Source organism: Nocardiopsis sp. M1B1 (assembly GCF_052466615.1).
Genome location: NZ_CP196194.1, coordinates 4,586,180 through 4,601,378 on the forward strand (window position 1 = coordinate 4,586,180; position 15,199 = coordinate 4,601,378).

General features: G+C 73.8%; 10 protein-coding genes. 6 read left to right on the forward strand and 4 right to left on the reverse strand.

The features are described 5' to 3' along the window. Window positions 1–90: 90 nt before the first annotated feature. Window positions 91–1,203, forward strand: a complete 1,113-nt coding sequence (locus ACSTA4_RS19925) for a COX15/CtaA family protein (RefSeq protein ID WP_444960579.1) — start codon at window positions 91–93, stop codon at window positions 1,201–1,203. On the opposite strand, the gene ACSTA4_RS19930 is transcribed toward ACSTA4_RS19925, so the two are convergent. Beyond that, the gene (locus ACSTA4_RS19930) at window positions 1,139–2,425 is read right to left on the reverse strand and encodes a PrsW family intramembrane metalloprotease (protein WP_416029701.1); all 1,287 of its coding nucleotides are present in this window, start codon (window positions 2,423–2,425) and stop codon (window positions 1,139–1,141) included. The two genes, ACSTA4_RS19925 and ACSTA4_RS19930, sit on opposite strands and share 65 nt — an antisense overlap. A gap of 148 nt (window positions 2,426–2,573) precedes the next feature. Next, on the reverse strand, window positions 2,574–3,539 hold the full coding sequence (locus ACSTA4_RS19935; RefSeq protein ID WP_444960580.1) for a heme o synthase: 966 nt from the start codon (window positions 3,537–3,539) through the stop codon (window positions 2,574–2,576). Window positions 3,540–4,218: 679 nt separating this feature from the next. On the opposite strand from ACSTA4_RS19935, the gene tkt reads away from it, so the two are divergent. The 5 genes from tkt to pgl all read left to right on the forward strand — a co-directional run bounded on the left by tkt (window position 4,219) and on the right by pgl (window position 10,905). Further along, complete coding sequence (gene tkt, locus ACSTA4_RS19940) at window positions 4,219–6,312, forward strand: transketolase (RefSeq protein WP_444960581.1); 2,094 nt, start codon at window positions 4,219–4,221, stop codon at window positions 6,310–6,312. A 98-nt stretch (window positions 6,313–6,410) separates the two neighbouring features. After that, the gene (gene tal, locus ACSTA4_RS19945) at window positions 6,411–7,517 is read left to right on the forward strand and encodes a transaldolase (RefSeq protein WP_444960582.1); all 1,107 of its coding nucleotides are present in this window, start codon (window positions 6,411–6,413) and stop codon (window positions 7,515–7,517) included. A 136-nt stretch (window positions 7,518–7,653) separates the two neighbouring features. Continuing rightward, entirely contained in the window at window positions 7,654–9,207 is a 1,554-nt protein-coding gene (gene zwf, locus ACSTA4_RS19950) for a glucose-6-phosphate dehydrogenase (RefSeq protein ID WP_444960583.1), read from the forward strand. A 28-nt stretch (window positions 9,208–9,235) separates the two neighbouring features. Next, entirely contained in the window at window positions 9,236–10,162 is a 927-nt protein-coding gene (locus tag ACSTA4_RS19955) for a glucose-6-phosphate dehydrogenase assembly protein OpcA (RefSeq protein ID WP_444960584.1), read from the forward strand. After that, window positions 10,159–10,905, forward strand: coding sequence for a 6-phosphogluconolactonase (pgl, locus tag ACSTA4_RS19960; RefSeq protein WP_444960585.1), 747 nt, complete (start codon window positions 10,159–10,161; stop codon window positions 10,903–10,905). The genes ACSTA4_RS19955 and pgl overlap by 4 nt, the downstream gene beginning before the upstream one ends. Window positions 10,906–10,993: 88 nt before the next feature. Here pgl and ACSTA4_RS19965 read toward each other — a convergent pair whose 3' ends face one another. Both ACSTA4_RS19965 and ACSTA4_RS19970 read right to left on the reverse strand, forming a co-directional pair. Continuing rightward, on the reverse strand, window positions 10,994–12,628 hold the full coding sequence (locus tag ACSTA4_RS19965; RefSeq protein ID WP_444964219.1) for an alpha/beta hydrolase: 1,635 nt from the start codon (window positions 12,626–12,628) through the stop codon (window positions 10,994–10,996). Window positions 12,629–12,791: 163 nt separating this feature from the next. Beyond that, entirely contained in the window at window positions 12,792–15,044 is a 2,253-nt protein-coding gene (locus ACSTA4_RS19970) for a CRISPR-associated protein (RefSeq protein WP_444960586.1), read from the reverse strand. Between the last annotated feature and the right edge of the window lie 155 nt (window positions 15,045–15,199).

Consider the following 15,199-nt stretch of genomic DNA (forward strand, 5'->3'; position numbering starts at 1 on the left):
CCCCTGTGTCCGACGACGGCGTCGACGCAGGTGGGAGACGACGCGGGGGGCGGACACCGGCCCCCGCGACGATGTACTACAGTCTGTCGTATGTCTGATTCCCCGGCCTCCGCGGTGCTGGCCGCGAACTCGGTCCCCCCGCTCGCGGCGGAGGACATCTCCCTTCTCGGATTCCCCCTGTGGGGCTGGCAGATCGCCGTCGCGACCGCCGGAGTGCTCGCTCTGGTGCTGCTCGCGCGCACGATCTGGACGCCCACGCAGCGGTCGCTGCGGGCCTGGGCGCTGGGCAACATCGTCGTCAACGCGGGGATCGCCGTCACCGGCGCCACCGTGCGCGTCACCTCCTCGGGCCTGGGCTGCTCGGAGTGGCCCAAGTGCACGCCGGAGAGCTTCGTGCCCATCGACACCGGGCACGCCGCGCTCAACGCCGCCATCGAGTTCGGCAACCGGACGCTCACCTTCGTCGTGCTGGCGGTCGCCGTCATCACCTTCGTCGCGGTCATGCGGACGAGCCCGCGCCGCCCCGACCTGGTCCGGCTGGCCGTCATCGTGCCGTTCGGCGTCCTGGGCCAGGGCGTGGTCGGCGGCATCACCGTGTGGACCGACCTGCACCCCGCCTCGGTGGCCGCGCACTTCCTGCTGTCCATGGTGATGGTCTTCATCACGGTCGCCCTGTACGTGCGCTGCCAGGAGCCCGAGGGCAAGCCCCAGGTGTCCGCGGGACCCATGCTGCACGCCCTGAGCATCGGCCTGGTCGTGGTCGGCTTCGTCCTGCTGGTCGCCGGGACCATCGTCACCGGCACCGGCCCGCACGGCGGCGACGCCGCGGCCCCCCGCTGGGGGTTCGACCTGGCGGCGGTCACCCGCCTGCACTCCGCGCTGGCCTGGCTCACCACGGCCGGGGCCGTGCTGGCCACCGTCATCGCCTTCCGCGGCGGCGCCCGGCGGCCGGTCCGCGTGAGCAGCGTGTTCCTGCTGGTCACCGTCGTCCTCCAGGGCGTCGTGGGCTACACCCAGTACGCCCTGGAACTGCCCGAGGCCCTGGTGGTCCTGCACGTCCTGGGCTCGGCCCTGACCTGGGTCGCGATCTGCCGCCTGTACTTCTCCACCACGCGCCTGGTGCCGCCGGGCCAGGAGCTCAGCGAGGACCCTGCTGACCGTGACGGGGAACGTAGTCCTGTTGTGCCCGCGCCTGGGCGATGACGTGCGCGAAGTCGGCCCGGCGCAGGAAGCCGGAGTCGGTGGGGCTCTCCGCCCAGCCCGGGGCGACCGGCTGGGGCATCCGCCCCAGGAAGGTGTCCCGGGCCACGTGCATCAGCGCCAGGAACGAGTCCCGGTGGACCTTCCAGTCGGGCGCGGGCAGCCCGGCGTCCAGCCTGCGGTGCAGCAGCGCGAGCTCGGTGGCGGCGAGCTGGTACTCGCGCATCGCCTCGCGGCCCCTGCGGCCGGCGTTGCGCGCCGCCCACTCCCGGGCCCGGCGGCGCCCCTGCAGTGAGCTGAGCATGGCGATGTCGGCCGGGCTGACCAGGCCGGTGGAGACGTAGGGCGGCAGGTACCGGGCGATCGCGCCGATCTGCCGGTGGCGGTCGCGGGTGGCCAGCGCCAGGATCGCCATGAGTACTCCGAAGAGCACCATGTAGGCGACGGCCAGGCCGGACCAGCCGAAGTAGGTGGACCCGTTCCACATGCCGTGCAGCAGCACCGCCGCGGCCCACCCGGCGACGGGGGCCAGCAGGCGCAGGGCTCCGGAGCGCATGGCGGCGTAGGCCACGCCGATGCCGATCATCGCGGTGTAGACCGGGTGCCCGAACGGGGCGATCAGCCCCCGGATGGCGAAGGTGGCCACCAGGGTGCCGTCGAAGAACGCGCTGAGGAAGTACAGGATGTTCTCGGTGAAGGCGAAGCCGGTGGCGACCATCCCCGCGTAGATCACCCCGTCGGTGAAGGTGTCCAGCTCGTGGCGGCGTCGCCAGAGCAGGATCAGCAGCACCACGCCCTTGGCGCTCTCCTCCACCAGCGGCGCCACCGCCGACGTGCCCAGGAAGTCGCCCAGGTCGCGGCCGAACAGCGGCACCGTGACGTGGGCCAGGCCCCAGCTGTTGAGCAGCAGGGAGACCACCACGGCCACGCCCGCGCCCCAGGCGAAGGCGAAGAACAGCACCCATCCGGGCTCGGGCTCGATCCGGTCGAGCATGAGGATGAGCGGCACGAGGATGCACACGGGGATGACCGCGGCGACGAGGCTGACGGCGAAGCCGAGCCCCCCGTCGATCCCGGCGGCCGCTCCCCCGGCCAGGGCGAGCAGCCACAGGTAGACCAGCATCCCGATCATGCAGACCACGCTGACGGTGGTGCCCAGGATGAGGGTCATCGAGTAGCGCGAGCGTCGGCCCTGGAGGATGGCCTTGCTGTCGAGACGGGGCATGGGCACTGATCGTAGCGGGAACCGGGCCGACCACGGCTTTCGCCCCCGGCCGACCGCGGGGAGGAGCGCACGGGCCCCGACCGGCGGCGGCCCGGACGCCCGTGGGCGGCACCCGTGTCGGGGTGCCGCCCACGGAAGGCCAGCGGCCTCAGCCCAGGACGCCCGCGATCAGGGGGTCGACGGTGACCGCCACGAACAGCAGCGCCAGGTAGGCGTTGGACAGGTGGAAGAAGCCCATCGTCTTGAGCTGCGCGCCGGTCACGCCCGCGCGGGAGCGGTTGAGCAGGCGGTGCGCCTGGACGATCAGCAGCGCGCCCAGGGCGACGGCGACCGCGCCGTAGAACCAGGTGGTGCCCGCCACCGGCCAGAACAGCACCGACACGATCGCGGTGGCCCAGCTGTAGAGCACGCACTCCAGCAGCACCCGGCGGTCGGTGGCGACCACGGGCAGCATCGGCACCTTGGCCTGCGCGTAGTCCTCCTTGTAGCGCATGGCCAGCGTCCAGGTGTGCGGCGGCGTCCAGAAGAACACCACCAGGAACAGCACGAACGGGGCCCAGTCCAGGCTGTTGGTCACCGCGGCCCAGCCGATGAGCACCGGCATGCACCCGGCGATGCCGCCCCACACCACGTTCTGCGCGGTGCGCCGCTTGAGCAGCAGCGTGTACACGAAGATGTAGAACAGGATCGCGAAGACCGACAGCATGGCCGAGAGCACGTTCACCAGGAGGGCGAACCCGACGGTGGAGCCGACGGCCAGCACCAGGCCGTAGACGAGGGCTCCGCGCGGGGTGACCAGGTCCATCGCGCCGGGGCGCTGGCGGGTGCGACGCATCTCACGGTCGATGTCGCGGTCGATGTAGCAGTTCATCGCGTTCGCGCTGGCCGCCGACATGGTGCCGAACACCAGGGTGGCGACCGCGGTCCACAGCGGCGGCACTCCCCCGGCCGCGACGAACATCACCGGGATGGTGGTGATGAGCAGCAGCTCGATGACGCGGGGCTTGGAAAGGGCGACGTAGGCGCGGACGTGGGCGCCCAGCGAGGCCCCGCGGGGGGCCTGGGGCTGGTCGCCGTGCGGGTTCGTCCGCGGGGCGCGGTTGGTGAGGGCCATCAGTACCCGGTCCTCACGGCCGGACGGTTCTCTCGCGTCCCCCCGGGGGCCACCGGCTCGGTTTCAGACACGCGGATACCTCGACAACTCTAGGGGTTTCGACACTGCTCGCCACGCGGGGGCCGGCGGACCGACAAAGCGTCTGGATCGGCGGAAACCCCGTCAACGACATACTGTAGTACTTCCCCACGCGCGCCTGAGACCAGCCCCCTCACAAGGAAAACCGCTGGTCCTCGTGCCTGGATGCGCGCGGTGGTCCGCCGGGTGTACTGAAGGGTCGCACAGGCTCCGACACGCTTCCAGCCCGCCACGCACCGCCCGCGGCCCCCGCACCGCGGCCCGGCCGCCGGTGGCCGCGCCGCCCGGGTTCGCCCAAGAGGCGGTTCCCACACCCCTACCGGCCGGTAACCAGAGGTGTCGGGCAACGACATCCCGGGTAGCGGACGATAGGCTCGATCGTGGCCGAATCCGTCGTGGTCTCCAGCCCGCGGCGGCCGTCGCCCGGGGATGCCGCGTCCGCGCCCTGAACAGCAGCGGGTGCGCGTTCCCGCCGTACTCGGCCCCGCCCGCACGGCGGGCCGCCCCGGTTCCGGCGGCGGTTCGAGAACGAACGCAACCGACACACCCCGCGCTCCGGCCGCCGGGCGCGGGGGGTGCCCGAGAAGGAGAACGAAAGTCCGTGAACGCCCACACCCCGCAAACCCTGGAGTGGTCGGACCTCGACCTCCGCGCCGTCAACACGGTCCGGGCCCTGGCGATGGACGCGGTCGAGAAGTCGGGTAACGGACACCCCGGCACCGCGATGAGCCTGGCGCCAGCCGCCTACCTGCTCTTCCAGAAGGTCATGCGCCACGACCCCTCGGACCCGGAGTGGACGGGCCGGGACCGCTTCGTGCTGTCGATCGGCCACTCCAGCCTCACCCTGTACATCCAGCTCTACCTCGCCGGATACGGGCTCGAACTGGACGACCTCAAGAGCCTGCGCCAGTGGGGCAGCCGCACGCCCGGCCACCCCGAGTTCAGCCACACACCGGGGGTGGAGACCACCACCGGTCCGCTGGGACAGGGCGTGGGCAACGCGGTCGGCATGGCCATGGCCGCCCGCCGCGAGCGCGGCCTGTTCAACCCCGAGGCCGGTCCGGGCGCCAGCCCCTTCGACCACCACATCTACGCGTTCTGCTCCGACGGCGACGTCCAGGAGGGCGTGAGCCACGAGGCCAGCGCCCTGGCCGGGACCCAGCAGCTGGGCAACCTCATCATGATCTGGGACGACAACCGGATCTCCATCGAGGACGACACCCGCATCGCGCACTCCGAGGACGTGGCCGAGCGCTACCGCGCCTACGGCTGGCACGTGGAGGAGGTCGACTGGAGCGCCACCGGCGAGTACGTCGAGGACGTCGAGGCCCTGTACCAGGCGATCGTGCGCGGCAAGGCCGAGACCGAGCGCCCGACCTTCATCCGCCTGCGCACCGTCATCGGATGGCCCGCGCCCAACAAGCAGAACACCGGCGCCATCCACGGCGCGGCCATCGGCGCCGACGAGATCTCCGCCACCAAGGCGATCCTCGGCCTGCCCGACGAGCCCTTCGGCGTCGAGGACGCGGTGATCGAGCACACCCGCCGCGCCGTGGACCGGGGCCGCGAGGCCCGCGCCGCCTGGGAGGTGGAGTTCAAGGCCTGGCACGACAGCGCCGGGGAGCACGCCGAACTGTTCGACCGCCTGGTCGAGAAGAGGCTGCCCGAGGGCTGGAAGAAGGCCCTGCCGACCTTCGAGGCCAGCGAGAAGGGCATGGCCACCCGCAAGGCCAGCGGCGAGGTGCTCTCGGCCCTGGCGCCGCTGCTGCCCGAGCTGTGGGGCGGCTCGGCCGACCTGGCCGGGTCCAACAACACCACGCCCAAGGGCGAGCCGTCCTTCCTGCCCTTCGACCGCGCCAGCGAGATGTTCCCGGGCAGCCCCTACGGGCGCGTGCTGCACTTCGGCGTGCGCGAGCACGGCATGGGCTCCATCCTCAACGGCATGGCCCTGCACGGCCCGACCCGGCCCTACGGCGGCACCTTCCTCGTCTTCAGCGACTACATGCGCCCCGCGGTCCGGCTGGCCGCCATCATGCAGCTGCCGGTCACCTACGTGTGGACGCACGACTCCATCGGCCTGGGCGAGGACGGCCCCACCCACCAGCCGGTCGAGCACCTGTGGGCGCTGCGCGCCATCTACGGCCTGGACGTGATCCGCCCGGCCGACGCCAACGAGACCGCCGTGGTGTGGCGCGAGGTCGTCGAGCGGGGCGACCGCCCGTCCGCGCTGGCGCTGACCCGCCAGAACCTGCCCGTCCTGGACCGCGAGGAGTACGCCTCGGCCGAGGGCGCGGTCAAGGGCGGCTACGTGCTGGCCGAGGCCGACGGGGACGCCCCCGAGGTGATCATCATGGCCACCGGCAGCGAGGTGCAGATCGCCCTGGACGCCCGCAAGGCGCTCCAGGAGGCGGGCACGCCCACCCGCGTGGTGTCCATGACGTGCGTGGAGTGGTTCGAGCGCCAGAGCGAGGAGTACCGCGAGCAGGTGCTGCCCTCCTCCGTGCGCGCCCGCGTGTCGGTGGAGGCCGGGATCGCCCTGGGCTGGCGCGAGTACGTCGGCGACGCCGGTGAGTCGGTGAGCCTGGAGCACTACGGCGCCTCCGCCCCGTACCAGGTCCTGTACGAGAAGTTCGGCTTCACGACCGAGGCGGTCGTCGAGGCGGCCCGCAAGAGCATCGCCAAGGCCGGCAGCTGACCCAGGCGGGCCCCGCCGGAGGATCCCGGCGGGGCCCGTCCTCCTCTGACGTGTGTGACCGGGGGCGGCGATCCGCCCCCAGGAAGGCGGAAGAACCCATGAGCAACGCACTCCGCGACCTGTCCCAGGCGGGCGTGGCCGTCTGGATCGACGACATCAGCCGCGAGCGGCTGCGCTCGGGCAACCTGTCCGAGCTGATGTCGACCCGCCACGTGGTCGGCGTCACCTCCAACCCCACCATCTTCGACAAGGCGCTCGCCGAGGGCGACGCCTACGACCAGCAGGTCCACGAGCTGGCCGTGCGGGGCGTGTCGGTGGAGGAGGCGGTGCGCATGATCACCACCTACGACATCCGCTGGGCCGCGGACACCCTGCGCCCGGTCTACGACTCCACCGACCGCGTGGACGGGCGCGTCTCCCTGGAGGTGGACCCGCGCCTGGCCAACGACACCGAGCGCACGGCCGCCGAGGCCAAGGCGCTGTGGTGGATGGTGGACCGGCCCAACCTGATGGTCAAGATCCCGGCCACGGCCGCGGGCCTGCCCGCGATCACGCGGGTGCTGGGCGAGGGCATCAGCGTCAACGTCACGCTGATCTTCTCCCTGGAGCGCTACCGCCAGGTGATGGACGCCTTCCTGGAGGGCATGGAGCTGGCCCGCGCCAACGGCCACGACCTGTCCCGCATCCAGTCGGTGGCCTCGTTCTTCGTCAGCCGCGTGGACAGCGAGGTGGACAAGCGCCTGAAGGAGATCGGCACCGACGAGGCGCTGTCCCTGGTGGGCCGCGCCGCCCTGGCCAACGCCCGCCTGGCCTACGAGGCCCACCAGGAGGTCTTCGCCTCCCCGGAGTGGAAGGCCCTGGAGGAGCACGGCGCCACGCCGCAGCGGCCGCTGTGGGCCTCCACCGGTGTGAAGGACCCCTCCTACGAGGACACCCTCTACGTCGCGCAGCTGGTGGCGCGCGACACCGTCAACACGATGCCGGAGGCCACGCTGGAGGCCATCGCCGACCACGGCGAGATCACCGGCAACACCGTGCTGGGCACCTACGAGCAGGCCCGCGCCGACTTCGCGGCGCTGGAGAACGCCGGGGTCAACCTGACCGACGTGTTCGCCGTGCTGGAGGACGAGGGCGTGGACAAGTTCGTCAAGTCCTGGGAGAGCCTGCTGAGCGCGCTCTCGGCCAAGCTCGACAAGCTGTCCTGAGTCGCGCGGCCGTCCCGGCGACGGGACGGCCGCGCCTTTCGCACCCGTCCCCACCCGCCTGCCCCCGGCGGGGGCGGCGCCCAGCGTCCCACCGGCCACTCTCGACAGGAAAGACGGGAACTTGAAAGAACCGGTGATGCCGGGAGCGGTACCCAACCCGCTCCGCAACGCCCTGGACCGCAGACTGCCCCGTATCGCCGGACCCAGCGTGCTGGTGCTCTTCGGCGTCACGGGCGACCTGGCCCGCAAGAAGCTCCTGCCGGCCATCTACGACCTGGCCAACCGGGGGCTGCTGCCGCCGGGCTTCGGCCTGGTGGGTTTCGCCCGCCGGGACTGGGAGGACCAGGACTTCGCCGACGAGGCCTACCAGGCGGTGCGCGAGCACGCGCGCACCCCGTTCCGCGAGGACGTGTGGCGCCAGCTCAGCGAGGGCGTCCGGTTCGTCCAGGGCGAGCTGCACGACGACGACGCGTTCGACCGCCTGGCCGACTGCGTGCGCACCCTGGACGCCGAGCGCGGCACCGGCGGCAACTACGCGTTCTACCTGTCGCTGCCGCCCAAGCTGTTCCCCACCGTGGTCAAGCAGCTCAAGCGGAGCGGCCTGGCCGAACCCGAGGAGGACCAGGTCTCCGAGGGCGGGGTCCGCCCGTGGCGGCGGGTGGTGATCGAGAAGCCCTTCGGCCACGACCTGGAGAGCGCCCGGGACCTCAACGCGGTGGTGGACGACGTGTTCCCGCCCTCGTCGGTGTTCCGCATCGACCACTACCTGGGCAAGGAGACGGTCCAGAACATCCTGGCCCTGCGCTTCGCCAACACCCTCTTCGAGCCGCTGTGGAACCGCAGCTACGTGGACCACGTGCAGATCACCATGGCCGAGGACATCGGCGTGGGCGGCCGGGCGGGCTACTACGACGGGATCGGCGCGGCCCGCGACGTCATCCAGAACCACCTCCTCCAGCTGCTGGCCCTGGTCGCGATGGAGGAGCCCATCTCCTACAGCGCGGACGCGCTGCGCGCGGAGAAGGAGAAGGTGCTGGCGTCGGTGTCGCTGCCCGAGGACCTGTCCACGGGCACCGCGCGCGGCCAGTACGCGGCGGGCTGGCAGGGCGGCGCGGCGGTGCGCGGCTACCTGGAGGAGGAGGGCATCCCCTCCGACTCGGTGACCGAGACCTACGCGGCGCTGAAGCTGTCGGTGGACACCCGGCGCTGGTCGGGTGTGCCCTTCTACCTGCGGACCGGCAAGCGGCTGGGCCGCAGGGTGACGGAGGTGGCGCTGGTGTTCCAGGCCGCTCCGCAGCAGCTGTTCCCGCGCACCGACGTCAGCGAGGTGGGGCAGAACGCCCTGGTGCTGCGCATCCAGCCGGACGAGGGCGTGACGCTGCGCTTCGGCTCCAAGGTGCCCGGGGCCAGCATGGAGGTCCGCGACGTGAGCATGGACTTCGCCTACGGGCAGTCCTTCACCGAGGCCAGCCCCGAGGCCTACGAGCGGCTCATCCTGGACGTGCTCATCGGCGACCCGCCGCTGTTCCCGCGCCAGGAGGAGGTCGAGCTGTCCTGGCGGATCCTGGACCCGGTCGAGGAGTACTGGGCCAAGGCGGGCCAGCCCGAGCAGTACGGCTCGGGCACCTGGGGCCCGGAGTCGGCCGAGCAGCTGCTCTCCAGGGACGGACGCCAGTGGCGGCGCCCGTGACCAGCCACGACCCCGCCGGGAGGAACCGATGACGCTCTACCTGCCGCGCACCACGACCTCGAAGATCGCCGAGGCGCTCATGGCCGAGCGGCTCAGCGTGGGCGGCGGTGCCATGAACATGGTCCTGACCCTGGTCATCGTCACCGACGAGGCCGACCACTACGACGCGGTGCGCGCCGCGACCGAGGCGGGCCGCGAGCACCCCTCGCGCGTGGTGGCGCTGGTGCGGCGCGACCCCGACGCCGAACCGGCCATCGACGCCGAGATCCGCCGCCCGGGCACCTCGGGCCCCGGCGAGGCGGTGCTGCTGCGGCTGTACGGGCCGCTGGGCGAGCACGCGGACTCGGTGGTCACCCCGCTGCTGGTGCCCGAGGCGCCGGTGGTGGTGTGGTGGCCGGGCGTGGGCCCGGCCAACCCGGCCGCCGATCCGATCGGACGCCTGGCCCAGCGCCGGATCACCGACGCGCTGCGCGCACCGGACCCGGTGCGCGACCTGCTGGAGCGGGTGTCCCACTACAGCCCGGGCGACACCGACCTGACCTGGACCCGGCTGACGCCGTGGCGCTCGCTGCTGGCCAGCGCCATGGACCAGCCCTGCGGGTGGGTGACCTCGGCCAGTGTGACGGCCGAGTCGCACTACCCGAGCGCCGAACTGCTGGCCGCGTGGCTGTCGGACCGGCTGGACGTGCCGGTGGCCCGCGAGACCTCGCACGGCCCCGGCCTGACCGAGGTCCGCCTGACCACCGACCAGGGGGACATCACGCTCTCCCGGGTGGACGGCCGGGTGGCCACGCTGTCGCGGTTCGGCCAGCCCGACCAGACGGTGGCCCTGTCGCGGCGCGCCGCCTCCGGGGCCCTGGCCGAGGAGCTGCGCCGTCTGGACCCCGACGAGATCTACGAGAGCGCGGCCCGGCACCTGGAGCCGCTGCTCTCCGGAAGCGGAGCACGAGGATGAGCGAACCGGAGATCGTCCGCCACTCCGACGCGGGGGCGCTGGCCGACAGCGTCGCGTTGAAGCTGGTGAACATGATCGTCCAGGCCGAGGCGGACAAGCGCGACTTCCACCTGGTGCTGACCGGTGGCGGGATCGGCATCCGCACCCTGGAGGCGGTGCGCGACCACGCCCTGGAGGCCGGGATCAGTTGGTCGCACGTGCACCTGTGGTGGGGTGACGAGCGCTTCCTGCCGGACAAGGACCCCGAGCGCAACGAGACCCAGGCGTGCGCGGCGCTGATCGACGCGGTTCCGGTGCCCGCGCACAACGTGCACCCGATGCCCGCCTCCGACGGGATGGACGGCGACCACGTCGAGCACGCCGCCACCCGCTACGGCCGGGAGCTGGCGGTGGCCGCGCGGGCCCGGGGGCCGGTGCCCGTGTTCGACGTGTGTCTGCTGGGCGTGGGCCCGGACGCGCACGTGGCCTCGCTCTTCCCGGGTCTGCCGGGGGTGCGCGAGGACGAGGCGTCGGTGGCCGCGGTGCACGACTCGCCCAAGCCCCCGCCGCGGCGGATCACCCTGACGCTGCCGTCGATCCGCACGTCCCGCGAGGTGTGGGTGCTGGCCTCGGGCGAGGGCAAGGCCGGGGCCGTGCGGCTGGGGCTGGCCGGGGGCAGCGTGGACGAGGCCCCCGTGGCCGGTGCGCGCGGCGCGGAGCGGACCGTGTTCTGGGTGGACGAGGCGGCGGCCGCCGAGCTCTGACCGGGACGGACGGACGTACGGGCCCCGGGGGACGCGCCGTCCCCCGGGGCCCTCGCGTGTTCTCGGGTGCGGTGCGGTTCCGTGCGCCTCAGTCCGGGGAGCCGGGGCAGGTGAGCCCGGGCTCGGGGACCCGGCCGGTGAGCAGGTAGGCGTCCACCGCCTCGTCCACGCACGGGCTGCGGCCCGTGCCGTAGACGGTGTGTCCGGCCCCCTCGTAGGTGACCAGGGTGGCGGTCTCCATCCGTTCGGCCAGGTCCTCGGCCCAGGCGTAGGGGGTGGCGGGGTCGCCGACGGCGCCCACGACCACGATCGGGGGCGCGTCCGGCGCGGTCGCCGCGGGGGCCTCCCCCGTCTCGGGCCAGTACGCGCAGGGCAGGTGGTCCCACACCGGGTCGGGGCCGAAGAGCGGGGCGAGGTCGGCCGCCTCGTCGGCGGCGTCGCGGTAGGCCTCCACGGTCACCGGGTCGTCGCGGTCGGCGCAGTTCACGGCGGTGAACACCGCGCCGGGGTCCTGGTGCTCCGTTCCCGGTACGGCCTCGCCGGAGTCCGCCCGCGTGTACGCGCCGAAGGTGCGGTCGTAGAGCCGCCCGAGGTGGAGTCCGGTCCCCTCGGCGTCGTCCCCGGCGAGGGCGGTGAACACGTCGGCGAGCAGGTCCCAGCCGTCCTCGCGGTACAGCTCCATGACGACCATGGCCGTCAGTGTGCGCCCGTCCACCGGGATGCCCTCGGCCTCGGCGGGGACGCGGTCGAGGCCGCGCAGGAGCGCGGCCGCCCGGACGTCGGCCTCGCTGAGGGCTCCGGAGCCGCCGGAGCCGGGCGCGCGGTCCGCTCCGGCGAACGGGCAGGCCGCGTCGCGGGCGCAGTGGGCCACGAACGCGTTCCAGGTGTTCTGGAGGGCGGCGACCTGATCGACGGCGGCCCGCGCGTTGGAGGCGCCCGGCGCCGCGGCGCCGTCCAGGACCGCCGCCCGGACGCGGTCGGGGTACAGGTGGGCGTAGAGGGCGCCGAGGTGGGCGCCGTAGGAGCGGCCGACGAAGTTGAGCCGTTCCTCGCCCAGGGCGTCGCGGACGATGTCGAGGTCGCGGGCGACGTGGACGGTGCCGAGGCGGGCCAGGAACTCCTCCCCCACGGTCCGCGCGCAGTCCTGGGCGTACCTGCGGGCGGCGTCCTCCAGGGGTTGGAGTTCGGCGGCGCCCAGGTCGCCGGGGTCGGTCCCGGCCACGTCCTGGCGTGCCTCGACCAGGGCGTACCGGTCCCCGCAGGCGAAGCCGCCGCTGTCCCCGACGCCGCGCGGGTCGAAGGAGACGAGGTCGAAGGCGGCGCGGACGTCGTCGCCGAACAGGGGCGAGTCCAGGGCCCGGACCCCGGAGGCTCCAGGGCCGCCCGGGTTGACGACCAGGGAGCCCAGGCGCTCCTGCGGCGGGCCGCTGGCGGGCGCGCGGACCAGGGCGATGTCGAGGGTCGCGCCGCCGGGGTCGTCGTGGTCCAGGGGGACCGTGACCGTGCCGCACTCCAGGCTCTCCAGCCACTCCGCTTCGGTGCCGCGGTCGGCGGGGCCGGTGGCGCGTGCGGTGGGCGCGGTTCTCCGCTCGGAGGGTTCGGTGCCGCGGTCGGCCGGTTCGGTGGTCCGCCCGCTCTCGTGGCAGGGCCGCCAGGCGACGTCCTGGCCGAGGAAGGGGTCGTCGGCGGCAGGAGAGCAGGCCGCGGCCAGCACCACCGCCATGAGCCCGCCGAACCCGGGGGCACCCACCCCGCACCGCACCGCCGACTCCGTTCCCGCGTCCCGGTCGCCTGCCTTCCCATCCTGCCCGGCGAGGGTGCGCGCAACCTCCGGGACGGGTCCGCCGACGTGCAAAAAGACGGTCAGGCCGAGTAGCCGGGGCGGGTCAGAGCAGGCTGACGTCGGTGTCGAGCAGCGCGGGCAGGGCGTCGGGGGAGGCGACCGCCACGAGGGGGCGCAGGGGGTCGCCGAAGGCGATCCGCCCGGGCCCGCCGTGCGGTGACGTGTCGGCGTGGGCGATCCAGTCCACGAGTTCGACCGCGCGGCTGACGTCGCCTCCCGGCCGGGTCAGGGCGACCACCGTTCCCGCCACGTCGCAGCGGGTGCCGAGGTGGGCGGTGGCGGCGAACACGCTCTGCGCCCACGCGCCCCGGCCCACCTCGCGCGCCTCCCCGCCGGGGCCGCGGCGCCGCAGCCAGCCGGGCGCGGTCAGGCCCACCGCGCGGTCGTCGAAGGTGAGCACCAGGCTGGGCCGCTCCTGGGCGGTCAGGCACTCCTCGGGGTCGGAGAGGGAGGCGTCCATCCACACCCGGACCGGACCGCTGGCCGCGCGCACGAGGGCGGCGCGGGCGGCGTCGAGCAGGACGGTGTCCACCTGGGTGCGGGCCGCCCGGCAGGCGTTCCCGGTCAGGGAGCCGTCCCCGTCCCCCGCCCCGGGCAGCGGCGTGTACCCGGGCAGGACCAGGTGCCAGTCGACGCTGGCGCGGCCCCGCAGGGGCAGTTCGCCGTGGGTCAGGCAGACCACGGTCCGCCTGCGGGCCAGCTGGTAGGCGGCGCATGCGCCCGTGCGGCGGGCGGCCAGGGCCAGTCCCAGGCTCATCGCCTTGGTGCCGGTCGTGATGTCGGCGACGACCGGGGGCTGCGGGTCGGCCCGCTGTTCGCGGACGATCCAGTCCTGGGCGACGGCGGCGACCGCGTCGGCGTCGGAGCCGTCCACGGGGTCGGAGGTGAAGCGGACCCGGTCGCGGTACCCGGCCTCCCTGAGCAGGGCGGCTTCGGCGGGCGGGGCTCCGGGGTGCTCGACGGCGTACAGGGTCCGGGCGGCGGAGTCGCGCATCCGGTCGCGCACGCTCTGCCTGGAGGGCAGGACCAGGGTGCGGGCGGGCCGGTGGGCGTGCACCGCGGTGAGGGTGCCCAGGCGGCTGCCGCCCAGGGAGGTGACCAGGACCGGTCCGTCCTTCGGCCCGGGGTGGCGCCCGGGCGGCGGGGGCCCGGGGGCCTCGGGCGGTGCGGGGCGGCGGCGGGGACCCGGGGCTCCGTTCGGACCGGTTCCCGGCGTCGGGCCGGTTCCCCGGTCCGGGCCGGGCGCGCGGACCGGACTCGGGGTCGCGTCCGTGTCGGAGGAGGCCAGGCCCGGGAAGAACGCCCCGCGGATGTCCTCGAACGACGTCAGCCGAGACAGCAGGTCCTCCAGGCTCCACACGTGCACGCTGCGGGCGGCCAGGGCGGGGTTGTAGGCGGTGACGCGTTCGCGCAGCCCGGGGACCGCGGGCCCGGAGTGGACGAACAGCACCTGGACCGCGGTGCCGAAGACCCGGCGGGCCTTGGCCACCGTCCACCCGGCCCGGGCGACGACGTCCTCGGGACGGGTCTTGGCCTCCACGCACAGCACGCGGTGGCGGTGGCGCAGGACGGCGTCGAAGTCGGCGACCGAACCCCCGGGGTGGCGGGGGTCGGCGACCTGGCGGGCTCCGACGACCTCGGTGTCGGACCGGCGGCGCGTGTGGCGCAGCAGGTGGGACAGGACCCGGCCCTCGGCGACGACGCCGCGCCGCACGGCCGGGGACAGGTCGGGGAAGCGCGCCTGGAGGGCCTGGCGTCCGCCCTGGACGAAGAGCCGCACGGGTTCGGGGTCGCGGTCCTGCAGCCAGTGGGCGCCGTGGATCGCGGCGAGGGTGCGCAGGTCGACGCCGTCGCTGACCAGCGGGCGCCCCGGGTGGGAGCCGTCGGCGGTGCGCAGCCGGTCGTTGACCGCGTCCAGGTAGTGGCGCCAGCGGCGGGAGCCGGGGTGCCGGTCCGTCGGCAGGACCCGCTCGTGCAGCAGGGCCGCGGCCACGCTCATCACCTTGGTGCCGCCGGTGTAGTCCAGGTACCAGGGCTGGCCGCCGCTGGCGCGGTGCAGGGCGGCCAGGGTGTCGGTGACCGGGCCGAAGTCGTGCGGGTCGGGCCCCACGCTCACCACGCTCACCGACTCGGGGCGGGCCAGGCGCTCCACGGCGGCGGCGACGCGCCGGGCCAGCGGCCGGGTCCCGTCGCTGGCGACCAGGGCCAGGTGGTCGGCGCGCAGGGTGAGCGAGGACAGCAGCGCGGGGGTGGGGTTCTGTCCGACGAGCACGACGGCGGCACGGGGGCTGTCCACGGCGTCCTGTTTTCCGGGAGGGGGCGTCGGACGACCACGCTATGCGGTGGGACCCCGTTTCTCCAGCGCCCGAACACAAGAAGGACCGCGCCGTAGGCGTCCGTTGAGGGTGGTGGCGGGCGACGGGTGGGACGAAGCGGAGCGGAGGTCCAAAA

Bases quoted from the DNA above. Each gene is read 5' to 3' on its own strand.
- ACSTA4_RS19925 (WP_444960579.1), top strand. From the start codon at position 91: ATGTCTGATTCCCCGGCCTCCGCGGTGCTGGCCGCGAACTCGGTCCCC.
- ACSTA4_RS19930 (WP_416029701.1), bottom strand. From the start codon at position 2,425: ATGCCCCGTCTCGACAGCAAGGCCATCCTCCAGGGCCGACGCTCGCGC.
- ACSTA4_RS19935 (WP_444960580.1), bottom strand. From the start codon at position 3,539: ATGGCCCTCACCAACCGCGCCCCGCGGACGAACCCGCACGGCGACCAG.
- tal (WP_444960582.1), top strand. From the start codon at position 6,411: ATGAGCAACGCACTCCGCGACCTGTCCCAGGCGGGCGTGGCCGTCTGG.
- zwf (WP_444960583.1), top strand. From the start codon at position 7,654: ATGCCGGGAGCGGTACCCAACCCGCTCCGCAACGCCCTGGACCGCAGA.
- ACSTA4_RS19955 (WP_444960584.1), top strand. From the start codon at position 9,236: ATGACGCTCTACCTGCCGCGCACCACGACCTCGAAGATCGCCGAGGCG.
- pgl (WP_444960585.1), top strand. From the start codon at position 10,159: ATGAGCGAACCGGAGATCGTCCGCCACTCCGACGCGGGGGCGCTGGCC.
- ACSTA4_RS19965 (WP_444964219.1), bottom strand. From the start codon at position 12,628: ATGGCGGTGGTGCTGGCCGCGGCCTGCTCTCCTGCCGCCGACGACCCC.